The organism is Herbaspirillum sp. Her3, from assembly GCF_057961275.1.
The window spans coordinates 2,525,791-2,545,040 of record NZ_CM176328.1 but is presented as its reverse complement, the minus strand read 5'-3'; the positions used below and the strand labels follow the sequence as shown (position 1 = coordinate 2,545,040).

Genomic DNA, 19,250 nt, shown 5'->3' with positions numbered 1-19,250 from the left:
CAGGGCGGCACCTTGACCGCCCTGCCATCAATTGGCCGGTTTCTTGTCGGCCTGATGGGTTGCGGACGAAGCCTCACCGTCATCGGCGTGCCACCCGCCGCCCAGGGCGACGATCAATTGCACGCTGGTGGTCAGCTGCGTGCCCTTGAGTTCCCACAGGCTTTGCTGTGCCGAGAGGCTGGTGGCCTCGGTGGTGGCCACGTCCAGATAGTTGATCTTGCCCGCCTCGTATTGATCGCGGGTCACCCGGGCCGACACGATGGCGGCATCCGTGGCCGCCTGCTGGGCCTGCATTTCGGACTCCATGATGCGCATCTTGGCCAGGTAATCTTCCACCTGGCCCAGGGCCGTCAACACCGTCTGGCGATAGCTGGCCACGGCCGAATCGTAGCTGGCGCGGGCTTGTTCAACCTGGGCCTTGATGGAACCACCATCAAAGAGCGTCTGGCTGAACGAGGGACCGAGCGACCAGAAGCGATACGGCGTCGTGAAGAGCTTGCTGGCGCTGCTGTTCTGGAAGCCGGCACTGGCCGAGAGCGTCAGGTCCGGATAATAGGCCGCGATGGCCACCCCGATGGCCGCATTGGCCTTGGCCATGCTGCGTTCGGAGGACGCGATGTCGGGGCGCCGCTCCAGCAGCGTGGAGGCCAGCCCCACGGGCGTGACCGGCACCTGCATCTGGCCGCCGATAACAGCCGGCAGCGAAAACGCCGCCGGCGCCTTGCCCAGCAGGATCGCGATGGCGTGCTCGTACTGCGCACGCTGCCAGGCCAGGTCATGCATGGAGGCCTTGGCCGACTCCAGCTGGTTGCGCGCCTGCGCCACGTCCGCGCGGGACGACTGGGCCTCGGTGTACTGGTTCTCGACGATGCTGGCATAGCGGGTGTAGGCGGCCACCGTTTTTTCATACAGGGCGATGCGCTCATCCAGAATGCGCAGCGAGAAGTAATCCTGCGCCAGGCTGGACTGCGCGCTCAGCAATGCATTGGCCAGATCGGCCCGGCTGGCCTGGGCGCTGGCCACGTCTTCTTCGCGCGTGCGGCGCAGCTTGCCCCACAGATCCAGCTCCCAGCTCAGGCTGCCCGAGGCCGAGACCTCATTGCTCACGCCGCTGCGGGTAGTGCTGCTGGTGCTGGTAGTGGTCTTGCTACTGGTAGTGCCGGAGGCATTGCCGCTGCGCGTGCCGCTGGCCGTGGCCGTGACGGTGGGATAGAAGCTGGCATCGGCCTGGCGCACGACCGCCTGGGCCTGCGCATACTGGGCCGCGTATTGCGCCACGTTCTGGTTGGAAATCTCGACCTGGCGCATCAGGGCATCGAGCTGCTCATCGCCGAAGGCCTGCCACCAGGCGCTACGAGGCTGGTCATCGGACGGTGCAGCCTGTTTCCAGCCGGCGGCCTCCTTGTAGGCGATGGGCATATCCACGGCGGGACGATGATAGTCCGGACCGACGGCGCAACCGGCCAGCAGCGTGAGCAAGCAAGCCATGGCCAGGGGACGCAGGCGCAGTGATGGAGTCAAAGAAGGCATAGTGATCAATTCTCGCTTGCAGGGACGGACGGACGCGGCCGGCGACGACGCCATAAGCGCTTGGCCGCGCTGCCCATGCGGTCCATGTAGACATAGACCACGGGCGTGGTATAGAGGGTCAGAAGCTGGCTCAGGGCCAGGCCTCCGCAGATGGTCAGGCCCAGCGGACGGCGCAGCGCGGCATCACCACCGGTTTGCAACACCATCGGCAAGGCCCCGAAGAAGGCCGCCATGGTGGTCATCAGGATAGGACGCAGGCGCATGCGGCAGGCTTCCACGATGGCGCGCTCCGGTGTCCAGTCATGCTGGCGCTCGACGTGCAGAGCGAAGTCCACCATCAGGATGGCGTTCTTCTTGACGATGCCGATCAGGAGCAGCACGCCGATCAATGCAATCACCGTAAATTGCGTATTGGTCGCCAACAGCAGCAGCAACGCGCCCACACCGGCCGAGGGCAAGGTGGAGAGGATCGTGATGGGATGGATCCAGCTCTCATAGAGCATCCCCAGCACGATATAGACGGCCAGCAGCGCCGCCAGGATCAGCCAGGGCATGGCGCTGGCCATGGCCACGAAGGCTTGCGCCGTACCTTGCATGCCCCCATGGATGCTGCCGGGCAGGCCCAGGCTGATGACGGCCGCATCGATGGCCGCCTTGGCCTGTTCCAGCGAAACACCATCGGCCAGGTTGAAGGCAATGGTGGTGGTGGCGCTCTGGTTCTGGTGCGCCACCGCCAGCGGCGCACTGGCGCTTTGCAGACGCGCGAAGGCCGACAGCGGCACCGCATTGCCGGCGCTATTGAGCACGAACAACTGCTTCAGTACCTCGGGGTCCTGGGTGTACTGGGGTGCCAGGCCAAGAATGGTGTAGTACTGGTTCAGCGCCTGATACTGCGTGGCGATCTGGCGCTGGCTGAAGGCATTGTTGAGAAAATCATCGATGTTCGTCATTTCCAGCCCCAGCCGGCGCGCCGCGATGCGGTCGATCACCAGCTTGACGGCCTGGCCGCCGCTTTGTGCATCGGTGTCCACGCTGGTCAGTTCCGGCAGCTTGCGCAGGACGGCATAGACTTTCGGCGACCACTCCCGCAGCGTATCCAGCGAATCCGATTGCAGGCTGTACTGGTAGGTGGCATTGGCGCTGCGTCCGCCCATGCGCAGATCCTGCCCGGCCATCAGGAACAGCGACGCGCCCGGTACACCGCTGGCCTTGCGCGTGAGGCGGTTGGCAATTTCGGTGGCGGTGGATTTGCGCTGGCTGCTGTCCTTCAGGCTGACGAAGAAATTGGCCGTATTGCGCGAACCAAACGCCCCGCCCCCGGTGGAAGCCATGACCGAAGCCACGTCCGGGTCGCTCTGGATCAAGCGGCTGAAGGCCAGCAACTGCGGATGCACCGACTGGAAGGACGCGGCCTGGTCGGCCCGCATCTGGCCCATCAGCATGCCGGTGTCCTGGTCGGGGAAGAAGCCCTTTTGCACGGCGGTGAAGAGAAACAGATTCAATGCCACCGTCAGCACCAGGCTCAGCAAGGTCAGCCGCTTGTGGCGCATGACCCACTCAAGGCTGCTGGCATAGCCGTTTGATACCGCATTGAGGACGCGCTCGATGCCGCGATAGAGCATGTTGGACTGCACCGGCGCGCCCGACGCATCATGCTTGTGCGCGCGCAGCAGGCGCGAGCACAGCATCGGCGTCAAGGTCAGCGAAACGATCATCGACAGCACCAGCGACACCGACAGGGTGACGGCGAACTCGCGGAACAGGCGGCCCACGATGCTGCCCATGAGCAGGATCGGGATAAACACCGCAATGAGCGAAACCGTCATCGACAGCACCGTAAAACCGACTTCCTTGCTACCGTCCAACGCCGCCTTCAGGGGCGGCGCCCCCTCTTCCAGATGGCGGCTGATATTTTCCAGCACCACGATGGCATCATCCACCACGAAACCGGTGGCGATGATCAGTGCCATCAACGACAGCGTATCCAGGCTGTATCCAAGCAGATACATGGCCGCGCAGGTGCCGATGAGCGAAATCGGCAAGGCCACCGCAGGAATGAGCACCGCCCGTGCATTGCGCAGGAACAGGAAGACCACGGCAATGACCAGCAGCATCGAGATCAGCAAGGTCAGTTCGGTTTCCCGCAGCGAGCCTCGAATCGAGGGCGAGCGGTCCATCGCCAAATTGAGCTGCACTTCCTTGGGCAGCATCTGCTGCATGATCGGCAGCTGCGCCTTGATGGCATCGATGGTGGCCAGCATGTTGGCACCGGAGGAGCGCGTGATGCCCATCATCACCGAAGGTGAATCATTGAAGTAGCCCGCCACGTACTGGTCCTGCACCGAGTCATAGACCCGGGCCACGTCGGAGAGCTTGACCGCAGCGCCGTTCTGGTAGCTCACCACCAGGTTGGTGTAATCGCTTGCCCTGGTCAGCTGGCCGTTGGCATCCACCCACCAGTGCATGCCCTCGCCCTGCAGTTCGCCCTTGGGCAGGTTGGTGGTCGCATTGGCCACGACCTGGCGCACCGTATCCAGCGAGATCCCGTAGTGGCTCAGCTGTTGCGGCTGCAATTCAATGCGCACCGCAGGCAAGGCGCTGCCCATGAGCGAGACCTGCCCTACCCCCTGCACCTGGGCAATGGTCTGCTGCAGTTTGCTGGAGGCCAGGTCGTAGAGCTTGCCCTTGTCCACCGTCTTGGAAGTCAAGGCCAGCAGCAGGATGGGCGCATCGGCCGGATTGGCCTTGCGGTAGGTGGGCAAGGTCTTCAAGCTGCTGGGCAGCAGGCTGCGCGCCGCATTGATGGCAGCCTGCACATCGCGGGCGGCACCATCGATATCGCGCTCCAGGTCGAACTGGACGATCACGTTGGTAGAGCCCTGCGAACTGCTGGAAGTCATTTCGGTGATACCGGCGATCTGCCCCATGGCCCGCTCCAGCGGCGCGGCAATGGTCGCGGCCATGGTTTCCGGGCTGGCACCGGCCAGGCTGGCGGTGACCATGATGGTCGGGAAATCCACCTGCGGCAACGGTGCCACCGGCAGCATCCGGTACGCCAGCGCGCCCAGCAAGGTCAGCGCCAGGCTCAACAGCAGCGTGGCAACCGGGCGCAGGATGAAAGGACGCGACAGGTTCATGCGGACTCACCCAGGCTGGACGCACGGGCGGCCCAGCGGCGCTTGACGGCGGCGCTTGCGCGGTCAAAGAACAGATAGATCACCGGCGTAGTGAAGAGCGTGAGCAACTGGCTCAACAAGAGGCCGCCCACGATCACCAGGCCCAGCGGACGCCGCAGCTCGGCGCCCGAGCCAGTAGCCAGCATCAGCGGCACCGCGCCCAGCAGCGCGGCCATGGTGGTCATCATGATGGGACGGAAGCGCATGACGCAGGCCTGCTGGATCGCATCGAAGGCGCTCTTGCCTTCCTTCTGCGCCTGCAGGGCGAAGTCGATCATCATGATGGCGTTCTTCTTGACGATGCCGATCAACAGGATCACCCCGATCAAGGCGATGAGGCTGAAGTCCGAGCCGGTCAGCAACAGCGCCAGCAAGGCGCCGATGGCCGCCGACGGCAGGGTCGACAGCACCGTCACCGGATGGATGAAACTCTCATAGAGCACGCCCAGCACGATGTACATCGTGATCACTGCCGCCAGGATCAGCCACAAGGTATTGGAGGTGGCCGACGCAAACGCCTGTGCCGCGCCCTGGTAGCGCAGGCTGATGGTATCGGGCAGCCCGATCTCCTGCACCGCCTCGCTCACCGCCGCGCGCGCCTGCTCCAGCGAATAGCCCTTGCCCAGATTGAAGGACAGCGTCACGGCCGGCGTCTGGTTCAGACGCGAACGGCTCTGGTAGCCCACCCGCTCCTGGATACGCGCCACGTTGCGCAGCGGCACCATCGGCGTGAGCGTGGTACTGCTCGACGTCGATGTGCTGCTGGAGCTGCTGCTGGAGCTGCTCGAACTACTGGAACTACTGGAACTGCTGGAGCTGCTACTGGAACTGGAGCTTGAGGTACTGCTGGAACTGCTCGACGTGCTGTTGGCATTGGCCAGGTACAGCTGATCGAAGGCCGACACATCCTGGCGGAACTGCGGCGCCACTTCCAGCACCACGCGATACTGGTTGGCCTGGGTGAAGATGGTCGAGACCAGCCGCTGCCCATAGGCGTTATACAAGGCCGTATCGACGTCGGTGGCGGTGAGACCATAGCGCGCCAGGGCCATGCGGTTCATGTCGACGTAGGCCACCGGACTGCTGTTCTGCAGATTGCTGGTGATGTCGCGCAATTCGGGATGCTTGGCCAGTGCCGCCACCAGACGCGGGGCCCCGGTTTCCAGATCGGATTGGGTCGGCGTGGACAGGGTGAGTTGATATTGGCTCGGCGTGACCTGATCATCCACGCTCAGGTCCTGGCTGGCGGTCAGATAGAGCTTGATACCCGGCACTTGTGCCGCAGCCGCGCGCAGGCGCTCGATGATGGCCGGTGCCCGGTCGCTACGCTCATCGAAGGACTTCAGTTCGATCTGCAGACGGCCATTGGAGAGCGAGGTATTGTTGGCGCCATCCACCCCCACCACCGAGGAGATCGACTTGACCGCAGGGTCCTGCTGAATGACTGCGGCCAGCGCCTGCTGACGACGCGACATTTCCGCAAACGAGACATTTTGCGGTGCCGTGGTCACCCCCAGCAGTTGCCCGGTATCCTGGGTCGGGAAGAAGCCCTTGGGCACGGCCATGTACAGCAGTGCCGTCAACACCAGGCTGGCAGCCGCCACCAGCAGCGTCAGGCGCTGATGACCCAGCACCCAGCCCAGGCTGCGTTCATAGGCCTGCAACAGACGGTCGAAACGGCCGGCGCTCCAGCGGGCAAAGCGTCCTTCCTGCTCGGGCGGAATATGGCGCAGCAGATAGGCACACAACATCGGCGTGAGCGTGAGCGACACCAGCATCGACACCAGGATGGAAACGGCCAGCGTAATGGAGAATTCGCGGAACAGCCGCCCCACCACGTCACCCATGAACAGCAGCGGAATCAGCACCGCAATGAGCGAGAACGTCAGCGAGATGATGGTAAAGCCGATCTCGCGCGACCCCTTGAAGGCCGCCTCCATGGGACTGTCGCCATTTTCCAGGTGGCGCTGGATGTTCTCGACCACCACGATGGCATCGTCGATGACGAAGCCGGTGGCAATGGTCAGCGCCATCAGGGTCAGGTTGTTCAGGGAAAAACCGGCCAGATACATCACGCCGAAGGTCCCCACCAGCGACAGCGGCACCGCCACGCTGGGAATGAGCGTGGCCGACACCGTGCGCAGGAACAGGAAGGACACCATCACCACCAGCGCAATGGAGAGCATCAGCTCGAACTGCACGTCGGAAATGGAGGCGCGGATGGTCTGGGTGCGGTCGCTCAGGATTTCCAGCTTCACCGCACCGGGCAGGCTCTGCTGCAGCGAGGGCAGCAAGGCCTTGATGCTGTCCACCACCTGGACCACGTTGGCGCCCGGCTGGCGCTGGATATTGATGACGATGGCCGGCTTGTTGCCGGCCCAGGCTGCCTGGTAGACGTTTTCCGGGGCCTGGTCGATGCTTGCCACGTCGCGCAGGAACAGGGCCTGCCCGTTCTGGTAGGCCACCACCAGATTGCCGTATTCCTCGGCGCTGCGCAGCTGGTCATTGGCATCGATGGTCACCGAATGGGCCGGACCATCGAAGCCGCCCTTGGAACCGTTGACGTTGCCGTTGTTGATGACGTTGTAGAGGTTTTCCAGCGTCAGACCATGCGCCGCCAGCGCGGTCGGATTGGCCCGCACGCGAATGGCCAGCTGCTGGCCACCGGCCAGGGTCACCAGGCCCACGCCGGAAACCTGCGACAGCTTCAAGGCGATGCGGGTGTTGACCAGATCCTGCACCTGGGTCAGCGGCAGCGACTCGGAGGTGGCCGCCAGCGTCAGCACGGCGGTATCGGCCGGGTTGACCTTTTTATAGGTGGGCGGGTTGGGCAGCCCCGAGGGCAGCAGTGAATTGGCCGCATTGATGGCGGCCTGCACTTCCTGCTCGGCCACGTCCAGCGACAGCGCCAGATTGAACTTGAGCGTAATGACCGAGGCGCCACCGGCACTGGTGGAATACATCTGGGCCAGCCCGGCCATCTGGCCGAGCTGCCGCTCCAGCGGCGCCGTCACGGCGGTGGTCATCACTTCCGGGCCGGCCCCCGGATAGAGCGTAGTGACCTGGATGGTGGGATAGTCCACCTGCGGCAGCGCCGAAATCGACAGCGTGCGGTAAGCAAACATCCCCGACAGCACCACCGCGATCATCAGCAACAGCGTGGCAACCGGCCGCCGGATAAAGAGACTGGATGGATTCATCGCTTCAACGTCCCGGCGGGCCCATGTGCATGCGGCGTTGAGGCGCGTTCTCCAGCTCGCTGGCATCGACCTGGCGGGCCTTGACCAGCTTGACCTTGCTGCCGTTGGTGAGCGAATCGATGCCTTGCGTGACCACCTGGTCGCCCGCCTTGACGCCGTTGCTGATGACGATGCGACCGTCATCGGTCACGGGGCCGGTGCTCACCACCTGGCGCCGCACGGTATTGTCGGCATTGACCACGAACACGTACTTGCCCGAATCGCTCTGCTGCACCGACGCCGAGGGCACCAGCACAGCCTGCTTGAGCGTATCCACCTGCAGGCGCACGTTGACGAACTGGTTCGGATAGAGCGCATCGTCGTTGTTGTCGAACACGGCCTTGAGCTGCACGCTGCCGGTGGTGGAATCGACTTCATTGCTGATGAACATCAGCTTGCCGCTGGCGATGGTCTGCGTACCCTGCTGCTCCAGCGCCTGCACCGGCAAGGTCTTGCCCTGGCGCAAGGGCCCCAGGATCGACTTGAGGTTGGCCTGGGGGATGCTGAATTTCACCGCGATGGGATGGGTCTGGGTGATCGTGACGATACCGGTCGTATCGCTGGCGTGGACCACATTGCCCGGATCAACCAGGCGCAGGCCCACATAGCCGCTCACCGGCGCGGTGATGCGGCCGTACAGGATATTGAGCTGGGCGGCCTGGATCTGGCCCTGGGCGGCCTGCACGGCGCCTTCGTATTGCTGCACGGTGGAACGCTGGGTATCCAGGTCCTGGCGCGCCAGCGAGTCCTTGGCAAACAGGCGCTCGTAGCGCTCCAGGGTCTGCCTGGCGCTGACCAGCTGGGCCTGGCTCTGCGCCAGCGTGCCCTGGTACTGGACCACTTCAGCCTGGTAGGCACGGGTATCGAGCTGCGCCAGCAGCTGCCCCTTCTGCACGTATTGCCCCTCGGTAAAGTAGACCGCCTGCAGGTGCCCGTCGATACGGCTGGTCACGGTCACGCTGGCGTTGGCGGTGACCGTACCCAGGGCGGTCAGGGTCACCGACACATCCCCGGTCGTGGCCGCACCGGCCTGCACCGGGGTCGTCATATCCATGTTGGGGAAGGGTCGACGTCCGCCTATCTTGTGCGACAGGAACCAGCCCGCAGCGATGATCAGCAGCAGGACAACAAGGACAACGAGCCAGCGCAGAGGGCGGCGGACCGGCGGGGCAGAAGATTGGGCAGTCATGTGTAGGCGGCCTGGAATTGGATGGGTTCTGGTCAGTCGAACTCGTCCGCCCCTGACTGGCTGTCCGCTCGGGAGCGGCGTGGCTGAACGGACGGACGATATGAAAGGAAGGATGTCTTCCCCGGCCTGCGGCCGTTTCACATGCCATCCGGGAGTACGAGTGACCGTCAACCCTTGCCTGCCTCGTTGCAGCGCCGCGCCGGTGCGGTGTGGCGGCGAGGATCTGCGAGCATGGCAGGCCAGGTCTGCTGGCCGCTCCCCAAGGCGTAATCCCGGGAGAATGTGAACGGTCGCTAGTGTGGGGCCTGGGCACAAGCCGAGGCAAGTTTTTTACCATTCGTCGCACAGCGCTTACAGCAATTCAACATTTTCCTCATTATTCCCTCAAGATTTGCTGGGCTTAATGGCACACCTGCTGAGAAGGCCGGCGCGTACGGCGAAGAAAATTCCCCCAGGCCCGCTGGCTTCCCCTATCCTTGCAGAGGGCACTCACGCCCATCATCACCGAAGCAAGGAGGCATCATGGCCAAGAAAGAGAAACTGGATCCGGAAACCGAAGCCCTGATCCAGTGGTGTACCGAAGTCGAGCAATTCCTGGTCAAGGGCGGCGCCACGCTGGACCAGGCGCAGGAGCATATCGAGGAACAGGTTGAATGGTTTACCGACCTCTTCTACGATGGCCTGACGCCGGAAGAAGCGGCCAAGGAAGCATTGGCCTGATTTTCTTCAGTCGTTTTTCACCGTCCTCACATCTCCATCCATTACGCTGAAAACGGAAGTATAAGTTTGCCTTTTGGCGGGCTTATGCTTCCGTTTGGTTTTTGCGTTCATTGGCGATGGTCGATCTCGCGCATGCCGGAGGTTGAAATCAAACCATCAAGTAGAACGAGGCCATGCTGTTGAAGAAATCGATCAACGTAGGGCGTCCAGATAGGAATGCCTTCTGGCTTGAGAAAGAGTAGATGCCCTTCGCGGCCATACCAGATCCCCTGGATCAATTCTGCATTACCTCCGCGCCCGACAAACGCGTCAAGCATCTGTCTGGCTAACTCGATAGGTGAATAAGTATCGTTTTCAGCATAGATCCATAACATCGGTATACGTGCCGTCTGCCCAAAGCTGGCAGCAGCTCGCACTACCGAATCACTGTTTTCGAACTGAAGGTTTGGCTCAGACACACGGGTTGCACCGGCAAAATTGATGGCGGCCATTAAACCCTTCGGTGGATCTGCAGCTAGTGCCAGCTGGTAATAGCCACCACCGGAGTGCCCTATGGAAATCATTTTTTGATTGTCGACATAAGGCTGCTGACGCATGAAATCAATGACTGCATGGATATCGTCCAGCGGGGCTTTCGTCTGCCCGATATAGTCGTGGGTAGTCATGCGCAAGCCGCCATGGCCTTCCATAAAATCACCTTCGGAGTGACCGTAACCGCGCCGACTGAACACGACTGCTACCCAGCCACGCCGCGCCAATTCTATGGTTTGCTGTTTGAAGTCATCCACATAGCGGAGCTTGTAGTTGTGCGGATCGTGGCCGTGGTTGATCAACGCCAGAGGATGAGGACGATCATCATCCGGCCGGACAATGATGGCATCAAGGTGAATCACGTAAGAGCTGCCATCGTCCTTCCTGAATTTGGCAGGCAGCATCAGCCTCTCCAACACGAGGTGGCCGGTCGCTTTCGGCAATGGAACGGTCTCATCTGCCTTGGCCATGGAGCAGAGAAGCAGAAAAAGAATCCCGACGGTTTTGAGGAGCATGTTCATCTTGGTCATTCCCTCTTGGTCCCGTAGATAACGCGAATTCGGTTACCCGGAATTGGGTCATCCAAGGTCCGAACACCTACTTTTTTAAGAAATGGGCTGAGATATTTATCCCACGTAGATGAGCCTTTTTCAAACGGAAACCTATCATCAATCCCTACTGGCGATGTATGAAATAACTCAACATTACCACCGCTCTCGATGAATACCTTTGCCATCGCGGTACTGGTTTTTTGGGGGACTCGACGATCATTCGCATATATCCAAAGGGTTGGAATTCTGGACACCTCCCCAATTTTCGCCATTGAAGCAACCGGAGAATTGGGACCACAGATCCTTGTTTCCGATCTTGTTGTTATTTCCCCGTCAAAGCTAATGGCCGCGACCAAACCAGGAGGAGGGCTACCAGTGAGCGCGATTGATAGGAAACCGCCGCTTTGCCCACCGATAGCGATAATCTTGGTTGCGTCGACATAAGGCTTGAGCGAGATCAGACGGATGGCCTCACGCACGTCCTCCAAACTCTCATTGTTGAAGCGCGTGATGTCTGCGACGTTGCAAACACTGACTTCAGAGATCGCCTTCCCGCCAGAAAGTCCGAAGCCGCGTCTGGTAAAAGCAAATGTGGTTAATCCGCGGCGGGCGTATTCGACAGCTGGCAGGCGCATGAAATCTGCATAGATTCTCTTGGGATCAGAATGATAGGTATGACTAAACACCACCAACGGATGCGGCAAATCATCATCAGGCCGAATCACCTGCGCATCCAGCATGATCGTCTCCACAGAGCCGTCTGCACGCTTGAACTGGGCTGGCAACTGCATATTCTCCGCCACTAGCCCACTGGCGCGATGTGGCGACGCACTCGTCACTTCCGCGCAGCCAGCCAGGCATGCCGTCGCGATGATACCCACTGCGGCCAGCAAGCAGCCTGCGTATTTCCTCCACCCCTTCAACACGCACTTCCCCTGATTTAGTTTTTGTTAATCAAATAGCGAATGCATTTCCAACTTTTATTGCGCGACATTAATCAATGAAGCTGACAAAGTATTGACGAAAAATGAAGGAGCGAACGCCCGACTTAGCAACTCTTTACGAAAGAGCTGATTGACTATCTCTGTCGTACCTGGTCACGAATCGATATAAGCCGCAACCTTGCCAGCAGAGAAAAGATGATGCAGCAGGCGGTATCGCCGACTGCCAGAGGCTTTGCGCCTGTTCAGGAGGAATATTTTTCACCGCATCTCTTGTGCGGACCAGCCCGCACGATCAACACACGGCATCCGATATATTGGCGGAGACAACGGACATTGCCTTGCAAAAATTTACGAAAGACCGTTGTCCGCACCAACTGGATTTATTAGTTTTTATGTCCCACCGGCAGAGTCAAGACTAGAACCCATTTCAAAATAGGCGTGAGTGCGAGCGAGTCCCGTTTGGGATGAAGTGCAAGGCGCGAATTTGGGTCAAGACTGGACGTCTTGACCCAAATTCGTAACGCAGCAATTCGCCCAAACGGGCCGCTCCCTCCGGGTTCTGCCCAGAAAGGGCGCTGGCCGCGTTGCACTCCTTGCGTGTGGCGCCGCCACACGACGCGTCGCGCGCCTTGCCAGCGCCCTTTCTGGGCAGAACGCATCTCACGCCTATTGATGAAATGGGTTCTACTATCATTTCCCGCTCAAACGCTGGAATGACGATGGGCCCCACACCGTATTACGTCCGTCCAAACCTGGTCCGCACGCCCCGCAACGCCTCATACAAAGGCCGACAAGATTCCGCCAGCCGCTCCAGACTGGCTTCGCGCAACGCATCCAGGTCCACCGCTTCCACACCCGCCAGCCCCGCCCAGGCCAGCAGTGCGCCAAAGGCCTGCGGCGTATCGAACATGCCATGCAGATAGCTCCCCAGAATCTGCCCATCGGCCGATTGCGCCCCTTCGGCGCGCCCCTCGATGACAAAGGCCGACCGCTCCAGCGCCGCGCCCGCTGACACGCCCATGTGAATCTCATACCCGCGCACCGGGGCGGCCGTGTCACCGAAAGCGCAATGGCCGCTGACCTGCAAGAGGCGTTTTTCGCGGGTGAGTTCGGTGCGCATGGGCAGCAGGCCCAGGCCGGCACTGCTGCCGGGCGTGCCTTCCACGCCATGCGGATCATCGACGCTCTCCCCCAGCATCTGGAAACCGCCGCAGATGCCAATCAGCTTGCCGCCATAACGCAGATGGCGCGCAATGGCCTCTTCCCAGCCGTGTTCGCGCAGCCAGCGCAGGTCGCCGCGCGTGTTCTTGCTGCCGGGCAGGATGATGAGGTCGGCCGGCGGTACGGGCTGGCCCGGGCCGATGAAACGCAAGTCCACGCCGGGATGCGCACGCAGCGCATCGAAGTCGGTATGGTTGCTGATGCGCGGAAAGACCGGCACCACGATACGAAAATCCCCCCGGCTCTCCTGCGTGGCTGCTACGGCATCCTCGGCATCCAGATGCAGGCCATGCAGATACGGCAGCACGGCCAGCACGGGCTTGCCGGTGCGGGCTTCGAGCCAGTCCAGGCCGCCTTGCAGCAGGCCGATGTCACCGCGAAAACGGTTGATGACGAAGCCGATCACGCGCTCCCGTTCGCTCTCGGAAAGACAGTCGAGCGTGCCGGTCAGGTGCGCAAACACACCGCCCCGGTCAATGTCGGCCACGATGATGACCGGGCAATCCACCGCCTCGGCAAAACCCATGTTGGCAATGTCGCGCGCGCGCAGATTGATCTCGGCCGGACTGCCCGCGCCTTCCACGACGACGCAGGCATATTGCGCGCGCAGGCGCGCATAGGATTGCAGCACGGCCTGCATGGCTTCGGTCTTGTAGCGGTGATAGTCGCGGGCGTTCATGTCGGCGCGCACCTTGCCTTGCACGATGACCTGTGCGCCGGTATCGCTGGAGGGTTTCAGCAGCACCGGGTTCATATCGGTGTGGGGCGCGATGCCGGCGGCCTGCGCCTGCAGCGCCTGGGCGCGGCCGATCTCGCCACCATCGCTGGTAACCGCACTGTTCAGGGCCATGTTCTGCGGCTTGAAGGGGGCCACGTTGATGCCATCTTTCTTCAGCAGGCGGCACAGGGCGGCCGCCAGGGTGCTCTTGCCGGCGTCGGAGGTGGTGCCCTGGATCATCAGGGTATGAAAGGGAAACTCAGCCACGTTGGCTCCATGTGTTCAAGGCGTGTTGCAGGCGCGACCAGCCCGCTTCATCGGGCGGCAAGCCAAGGCGGATGCCACCGGCACCGCGCGTGAAGAGGCGGACCCAGACACCCTCGCGCGCCATCGCTTCATGAAACGCCACGGCCTCGCGCTCCGGCCACCACTGGAACAGCGGCGTGCCGCTGGCCTCGATGCCGTGCCGCGCCAGCAGCGCATGCAGGCGTTGGCCCTCGGCCAGCAGGGTCTGCTGCGTCGCCGCCTGCCAGGTGCGGTCACGCAGGGCCGCAGTGCCGATCTGCTGGGCCGGGCCGCTGATGGACCACGGGCCCAGCCAGTCGGCCAGGGCGTCCAGCAGCGCCGGTGCAGCGCCCACGAAGCCCAGGCGCAAGCCGGCCAGGCCGAAGAATTTGCCGACCGAGCGCAGCACGATCAGGCCCGGCTGGTCGCTCAGGGCAGCCACGCTGTAGCCGTACAAGGTGTCACCAAAGGCTTCGTCCACCACCAGCCAGCCGCCCCGGGCGGACAGCATCGCGGCCCAGCGCAGCAGCGTTTCGGGGGGGACCGTGGCACCGGTCGGATTATTGGGATTGCACAGCACCAGCACCTGGCAGCGGCCTTCGCGCAGGGCCGCGTCGAGTCCGTCATACGGCACCTCGCGCACGGCATGCCCGGCACGCCGCCAGCAGTGCGCGTGTTCGGCGTAGATGGGCGCGGCCACGATCACCTCGGCCGGGCGGCCATCCTGCTGCAGGCGCAGTTGCGGCAGCGCCTGGATCGCCGCCTGGGTGCCCGCCACGGCCAGCAGGCGGGGGGCGCCGTAGTAGTCGCAGGCGGCCTCTTCGAGTGCGAGCGAAGCTTCGGGCAAGCGATGCCAGGCGTCCGCAGAAGGTGCCGGTGCCGGATAAGGACGCGGGTTGATGCCCGTGGAGAGGTCCAGCCAGTCAGTGCGCGGGCGGCCGTAATGGCGGGCCGCGTCATTGAGATTGCCGCCGTGTTCAAGCATGGCCCACCCCCATTCTCGCTGCCAGCCACAGCAATGCCAGCGCCCACACCACGGCCAGCCACAGTGCGGTGCTCATGGCGACCAGGCGCCAGGCGCGCACGATGTCGGGCCCCTGCGGCGGCAGGCCCCGGCCCAATGGCGGGCGCTGCTCCAGTTCACCGTCATACACCGCCGGGCCACCCAGGGCCAGACCGAGCGCACCGGCACCGGCAGCCATCACGGGGCCGGCATTGGGGCTGCTCCAGGCCGGGGCCTGTTCCTTCCAGCAGGCCAGGGCCTGGCTGCGCTGGCCCAGCCAGGCATAGGAGAAAGCGGTCAGGCGCGCCGGCAGCCAGTTCAGGGCATCGTCGATGCGGGCGGCGGCCCAGCCGAAATACAGGAAGCGCGCATTGCGGTAGCCCCACATGGCGTCCAGCGTATTGGCCAGCCGGAACAGCAAGGCGCCCGGGCCGCCTGCCACCAGAAACCAGAACAGCGTGCCGAAGACGGCGTCGTTGCCGTTTTCCAGCAGGGATTCGACGCCGGCCTTGGCGAGGTCTTCTTCGCTGGCTTCGCGCGTGTCGCGGCTGACGATGAAGGAGGTCAGGCGGCGCGCCTGGGCCAGCTCGCCCTGCGCCAGCGCCTGGGCAATCGGCAGCGTGTGTTCGCGCAGGCTGCGCAGGCCGATGCAGAAATACAGCAGCCCCGCATGCAGCAGCGCCGCCAGCCAGCCGGGCAGCGCGGCTAGCAGCCAGGCGCTGGCCAGCACCGGTGGCAACACCGCCAGGCACCAGGCCAGCACGCCGCGCAGGCGCAAGCCCGGTTTGTGATTCAGCGCAGCCTCGATGCGCTTGGCCAGATGGCCGAAACCCACCAGCGGATGCCAGCGCCGCGCCTCGCCCAGCAGCAGGTCCAGCGCCATGCCCAGCGCCATCAGCAAGGCCAGCCAGGGCCAGGACAGGCCGCTCAGCATGAGATGTCCTTGAAGCTCAGCGGCAGGCCTGCGGCCACCCATTGCACCCGTTCGCACAAGGCGGCAACGGCTTGATTCAGCCGCCCTGCCTCATCAACGAACCAGCGCGAGATGGCCCCTTGCGGCACGATGCCCATGCCCACTTCATTGGAGACCAGCAGCACCGGTCCGGGCACTTCCTGCAAGGCCAGCAGGAAGTCCGCGCGCTGCTGTGCAAAGGCGGACGGCGGCGTGATCGGGCCCAGTTCGGGATAGTCCAGCCCCTCGGCAAAAAGCAGATTGGCCAGCCACACGGTGAGGCAATCGACCAGCACCACGGTATCGGCGCGGCTGTGTGTGCGTAGTGCCGCGCCAAGGGCCAGCGGTTCTTCCACGGTGCGCCAGTGGCCACCGAGGGCGATACGGCGCTGCTGGTGATGGGCGATGCGCGCCTGCATCTCGGCATCGTCCCGGCTGGCGGCGCGATTGGCGGTGGCCAGGTAGACGATCTCGCGCGCACCGGACTCCAGCGCGGCCAGCGCCAGACGCTCGGCATGGGCGCTCTTGCCGCTGCGGGCGCCGCCAAAGATGAGACTGCGGCGTGGCGTGGGGGATGGCGTGGTCATGCTTGCGGTTCTCCTTGCGCCGGCCAGCGGTCCTCGAAGACCAGATCCTGCAAGCGCTGGCGCTGTGCCCATTGCTGCTGTTCCAGCATGGGCTTGTCGTAGAAAGCGGGTACGTGGCCCAGGCACAGGACGGCGACCGGTTCGGCACCGGCCGGCAGGTGCAGCAGCTGCGCCAGCGCAGCCGGGTCGAACAGCGACACCCAACCCATGCCGAGTCCTTCGGCGCGTGCCGCCAGCCACAGGTTCTGCAGCGCGCACGAGAGCGAGGCCAGGTCCATCTGCGGCAGGGTGCGGCGGCCGAAGACATGGCGCTCGCGCTGGTCCATCAGCGCGGCCACCAGCAGCTCGCCGCACTCGCGGATGCCTTCCACCTTCAGGCGCATGAATTCTTCCTCGCGCTGGTCCAGGGCGCGGGCAGTGGCGATGCGTTCCTGCTCGACCAGGGCGTGGATCTGCGTACGCAAGCCGGGGCTGCGGATGCGCAGGAAGCGCCAGGGTTGCATGAAGCCCACGCTGGGACCGTGATGTGCGGCCTGCAGCAGGCGTTCCAGCAGTTCCGGTGCGACCGGATCGGGCAGGAAATGGCGCATGTCGCGCCGCTCGCGGATGACGCGATACACCGCATCGACCTGCTCCTGCGGATAGCGATGGGCCACGGGATCGCTCATGCGCCTGCCCCGAAAAGCGCCGCCACCGTGCGCGGCGCCGAGCGGAAATAGCCGTGCAGGTAGGTGGCCGTGACCTGGCCACGGCGATAGACCACCTCCCCTTCCGAGGAATCGAACAGGCGTTCGCCGCGCGCCATGAACTGGGCGCCAACCACCGCACGCGAATAGTGGAAGGTATGGCAGCGCAGATGCTCGCCAATCGCGCCCGGCAGGTTCAGTTGCAGGGTCTGGTAGCCCAGCCCTTGCAGGCGCGGCTGCACCGTGGCCTGGCCCGGCAGGATGCCGCACAGCTGGCCGCTGCTGCCATCGCCGTCGATGACGGTTTCCAGCAGGAAGAGCATGCCGCCGCATTCGGCATAGAGCGGCTTGCCGGCCTCGGCATGGGCGCGCAGGCTGGACTGGGTGCGCTGCGCGGCCTGTAGCACGGGCAGATGCAGCTCGGGATAGCCGCCCGGCAGCCAGACCGCATCACAGGCGGGCAAGGGCTCATCGGCCAGCGGCGAGAAGAAGGCCAGCGTGGCGCCCATCTGCGCCAGCAGATCGAGGTTGGCGGTGTAGATGAAGGAAAACGCCAGATCGCGCGCCACGGCGATGGTCTTGCCCTCCAATAGGCGCGGGAAAGCGCGTTCCGGCGGGGGCGTGCCGAAGTCCACCGGGGCGGGCAGATCGGCCAGTGAAGTGGCTGACATTCTTTCGGCAACGGCGTCCAGGCGCGCATCGAGATCGCCGATCTCGGGCGCAGCCACCAGGCCCAGGTGGCGTTCGGGCAAGGCGAATTGCATGTCGCGCTGCAGGCCGGTCAACAGCGGTACCGAGGGACGCGCATTCTGCAAGCCCTGGCGCAGCATCTGCGCATGGCGCGGACTGGCCACGCCATTGGCCAGCACGCCGGCGAACTGCAGCTCGGGGCGATAAGCCAGCAGGCCCTGGGCCAGCGCGCCGATGGTCTGGCCCATGCCGCGCGCATTGATGACGGCCACGATGGGAATGCCCAGCAACTGCGCCAGGTCGGCGCTGCTGGGCTCGCCATCGAAGAGGCCCATCACGCCCTCCACCAGCAGCACATCCGATTCGGCGGCAGCCAGCGCCACCTGGCGGCGGCAATGATCTTCGCCGCCCAGCCAGAGATCGAGATTGACCACCGGCTGGCCGCTGGCCTGCTCCAGCACCATCGGGTCGAGGAAGTCGGGGCCGGTCTTGAACACCCGCACGCGCTTGCCCTGGCGCCGGTACAGGCGGGCCAGGGCGGCGGTGATGGTGGTCTTGCCGTGGCCGGAAGCGGGGGCCGAGATGAACAGGGCCGGGCAACGGTAATCTGCGTTTGTCATCAGAATTCCACGCCTTTCTGCGCCTTCACGCCCTGCTCCTTGTAGGGATGCTTGAGCGGCCGCATCTCGCTGACCAGATCGGCCTGCTCGATCAGCGCCTCCGGTGCATGGCGGCCAGTGACGACGATGTGCAGCATCTCGCGGCGTGCGGCGAAGACGCGCAAGACTTCTTCCAGATCGAGGTACTGGTATTTGAGGACGATGTTGAGTTCATCCAGGATCACCATGTCATAGCTGGGGTCCTGGATCATGCGCACGGCCTCGGCCCAGCCGCGTGCAGCGGTGCGCATGTCGGCCTCGCGGTCCTGGGTGTCCCAGGTATAGCCTTCTCCGACCACGTGGAAGTCGCATTGGGCGTGGCTGCCCAGGAAGTCGCGCTCGGCGCTGTAGAGCGCGCCCTTGATGAACTGCACCACGCCCAGCTTCATGCCATGGCCGAGGATGCGCATGCCCATGCCGAAAGCGGCGCTGGACTTGCCCTTGCCGGTGCCGGTGTTGACGATCAGGAGGCCCTTTTCTTTCTGGGCGGCGGCCTTCTTCTTTTCGAAGCCTTCCTTGTGGCGCTGGGTCATGCGCTTGTGCGATTCGGGGTCGGTTTTCATGATGTG

At 63.5% G+C, this 19,250-nt stretch carries 14 protein-coding genes; 1 reads left to right on the top strand and 13 read right to left on the bottom strand.

Features of this window, described 5'->3' with window-relative positions; genetic code table 11:
- Nucleotides 1–27: 27 nt before the first annotated feature.
- Genes ACVC5H_RS11675 through ACVC5H_RS11660 form a run of 4 tightly spaced genes read right to left on the bottom strand, consistent with a single transcriptional unit; the run spans nt 28 to nt 9,134 of the window.
- On the bottom strand, nt 28–1,530 hold the full coding sequence (locus ACVC5H_RS11675; RefSeq protein WP_489622453.1) for an efflux transporter outer membrane subunit: 1,503 nt from the start codon (nt 1,528–1,530) through the stop codon (nt 28–30).
- A 5-nt stretch (nt 1,531–1,535) separates the two neighbouring features.
- Nucleotides 1,536–4,667: an efflux RND transporter permease subunit gene (locus tag ACVC5H_RS11670; RefSeq protein ID WP_489622452.1), complete on the bottom strand. Its 3,132-nt coding sequence runs from the start codon at nt 4,665–4,667 to the stop codon at nt 1,536–1,538.
- Nucleotides 4,664–7,906 carry an efflux RND transporter permease subunit gene (locus tag ACVC5H_RS11665; protein WP_489622451.1) on the bottom strand — a complete coding sequence of 1,081 codons (3,243 nt, stop codon included), beginning with the start codon at nt 7,904–7,906 and terminating at the stop codon, nt 4,664–4,666. Before ACVC5H_RS11665 ends, ACVC5H_RS11670 begins: the two co-directional genes overlap by 4 nt.
- 4 nt (nt 7,907–7,910) lie before the next feature.
- Nucleotides 7,911–9,134: an MdtA/MuxA family multidrug efflux RND transporter periplasmic adaptor subunit gene (locus ACVC5H_RS11660; RefSeq protein WP_489622450.1), complete on the bottom strand. Its 1,224-nt coding sequence runs from the start codon at nt 9,132–9,134 to the stop codon at nt 7,911–7,913.
- A 522-nt stretch (nt 9,135–9,656) separates the two neighbouring features.
- On the opposite strand from ACVC5H_RS11660, the gene ACVC5H_RS11655 reads away from it, so the two are divergent.
- Complete coding sequence (locus tag ACVC5H_RS11655) at nt 9,657–9,854, top strand: hypothetical protein (protein WP_489622449.1); 198 nt, start codon at nt 9,657–9,659, stop codon at nt 9,852–9,854.
- Nucleotides 9,855–9,961: 107 nt separating this feature from the next.
- On the opposite strand, the gene ACVC5H_RS11650 is transcribed toward ACVC5H_RS11655, so the two are convergent.
- The 9 genes from ACVC5H_RS11650 to cobO all read right to left on the bottom strand — a co-directional run bounded on the left by ACVC5H_RS11650 (nt 9,962) and on the right by cobO (nt 19,244).
- A complete protein-coding gene (locus ACVC5H_RS11650; RefSeq protein ID WP_489622448.1) occupies nt 9,962–10,906 on the bottom strand; it encodes an alpha/beta hydrolase family protein in 945 nt (314 codons plus the stop codon).
- Nucleotides 10,907–10,911: 5 nt separating this feature from the next.
- Nucleotides 10,912–11,829: an alpha/beta hydrolase family protein gene (locus ACVC5H_RS11645; RefSeq protein ID WP_489622447.1), complete on the bottom strand. Its 918-nt coding sequence runs from the start codon at nt 11,827–11,829 to the stop codon at nt 10,912–10,914.
- Nucleotides 11,830–12,616: 787 nt separating this feature from the next.
- Nucleotides 12,617–14,086 carry a cobyric acid synthase gene (locus ACVC5H_RS11640; RefSeq protein WP_489622446.1) on the bottom strand — a complete coding sequence of 490 codons (1,470 nt, stop codon included), beginning with the start codon at nt 14,084–14,086 and terminating at the stop codon, nt 12,617–12,619.
- A complete protein-coding gene (gene cobD / locus ACVC5H_RS11635; protein WP_489622445.1) occupies nt 14,079–15,089 on the bottom strand; it encodes a threonine-phosphate decarboxylase CobD in 1,011 nt (336 codons plus the stop codon). Before cobD ends, ACVC5H_RS11640 begins: the two co-directional genes overlap by 8 nt.
- Entirely contained in the window at nt 15,082–16,041 is a 960-nt protein-coding gene (cbiB, locus tag ACVC5H_RS11630; RefSeq protein ID WP_489622444.1) for an adenosylcobinamide-phosphate synthase CbiB, read from the bottom strand. The genes cobD and cbiB overlap by 8 nt, the downstream gene beginning before the upstream one ends.
- Nucleotides 16,035–16,646: a bifunctional adenosylcobinamide kinase/adenosylcobinamide-phosphate guanylyltransferase gene (cobU, locus tag ACVC5H_RS11625; RefSeq protein ID WP_489622443.1), complete on the bottom strand. Its 612-nt coding sequence runs from the start codon at nt 16,644–16,646 to the stop codon at nt 16,035–16,037. Before cobU ends, cbiB begins: the two co-directional genes overlap by 7 nt.
- Complete coding sequence (gene bluB, locus ACVC5H_RS11620; protein ID WP_489622442.1) at nt 16,643–17,314, bottom strand: 5,6-dimethylbenzimidazole synthase; 672 nt, start codon at nt 17,312–17,314, stop codon at nt 16,643–16,645. Before bluB ends, cobU begins: the two co-directional genes overlap by 4 nt.
- The gene (locus ACVC5H_RS11615) at nt 17,311–18,642 is read right to left on the bottom strand and encodes a cobyrinic acid a,c-diamide synthase CobB (RefSeq protein WP_489622441.1); all 1,332 of its coding nucleotides are present in this window, start codon (nt 18,640–18,642) and stop codon (nt 17,311–17,313) included. The genes bluB and ACVC5H_RS11615 overlap by 4 nt, the downstream gene beginning before the upstream one ends.
- Complete coding sequence (gene cobO / locus ACVC5H_RS11610; RefSeq protein WP_489622440.1) at nt 18,642–19,244, bottom strand: cob(I)yrinic acid a,c-diamide adenosyltransferase; 603 nt, start codon at nt 19,242–19,244, stop codon at nt 18,642–18,644. The genes ACVC5H_RS11615 and cobO overlap by 1 nt, the downstream gene beginning before the upstream one ends.
- Nucleotides 19,245–19,250: the final 6 nt, after the last annotated feature.

Excerpts from the sequence above, each read along its gene's own strand:
- ACVC5H_RS11675 (WP_489622453.1), bottom strand. The coding sequence starts at position 1,530 with ATGCCTTCTTTGACTCCATCACTGCGCCTGCGTCCCCTGGCCATGGCT.
- ACVC5H_RS11655 (WP_489622449.1), top strand. The coding sequence starts at position 9,657 with ATGGCCAAGAAAGAGAAACTGGATCCGGAAACCGAAGCCCTGATCCAG.
- cbiB (WP_489622444.1), bottom strand. The coding sequence starts at position 16,041 with ATGCTGAGCGGCCTGTCCTGGCCCTGGCTGGCCTTGCTGATGGCGCTG.
- ACVC5H_RS11670 (WP_489622452.1), bottom strand. The coding sequence starts at position 4,667 with ATGAACCTGTCGCGTCCTTTCATCCTGCGCCCGGTTGCCACGCTGCTG.
- cobD (WP_489622445.1), bottom strand. The coding sequence starts at position 15,089 with ATGCTTGAACACGGCGGCAATCTCAATGACGCGGCCCGCCATTACGGC.
- ACVC5H_RS11650 (WP_489622448.1), bottom strand. The coding sequence starts at position 10,906 with ATGAACATGCTCCTCAAAACCGTCGGGATTCTTTTTCTGCTTCTCTGC.
- ACVC5H_RS11665 (WP_489622451.1), bottom strand. The coding sequence starts at position 7,906 with ATGAATCCATCCAGTCTCTTTATCCGGCGGCCGGTTGCCACGCTGTTG.
- ACVC5H_RS11660 (WP_489622450.1), bottom strand. The coding sequence starts at position 9,134 with ATGACTGCCCAATCTTCTGCCCCGCCGGTCCGCCGCCCTCTGCGCTGG.
- cobU (WP_489622443.1), bottom strand. The coding sequence starts at position 16,646 with ATGACCACGCCATCCCCCACGCCACGCCGCAGTCTCATCTTTGGCGGC.
- ACVC5H_RS11615 (WP_489622441.1), bottom strand. The coding sequence starts at position 18,642 with ATGACAAACGCAGATTACCGTTGCCCGGCCCTGTTCATCTCGGCCCCC.
- cobO (WP_489622440.1), bottom strand. The coding sequence starts at position 19,244 with ATGAAAACCGACCCCGAATCGCACAAGCGCATGACCCAGCGCCACAAG.
- bluB (WP_489622442.1), bottom strand. The coding sequence starts at position 17,314 with ATGAGCGATCCCGTGGCCCATCGCTATCCGCAGGAGCAGGTCGATGCG.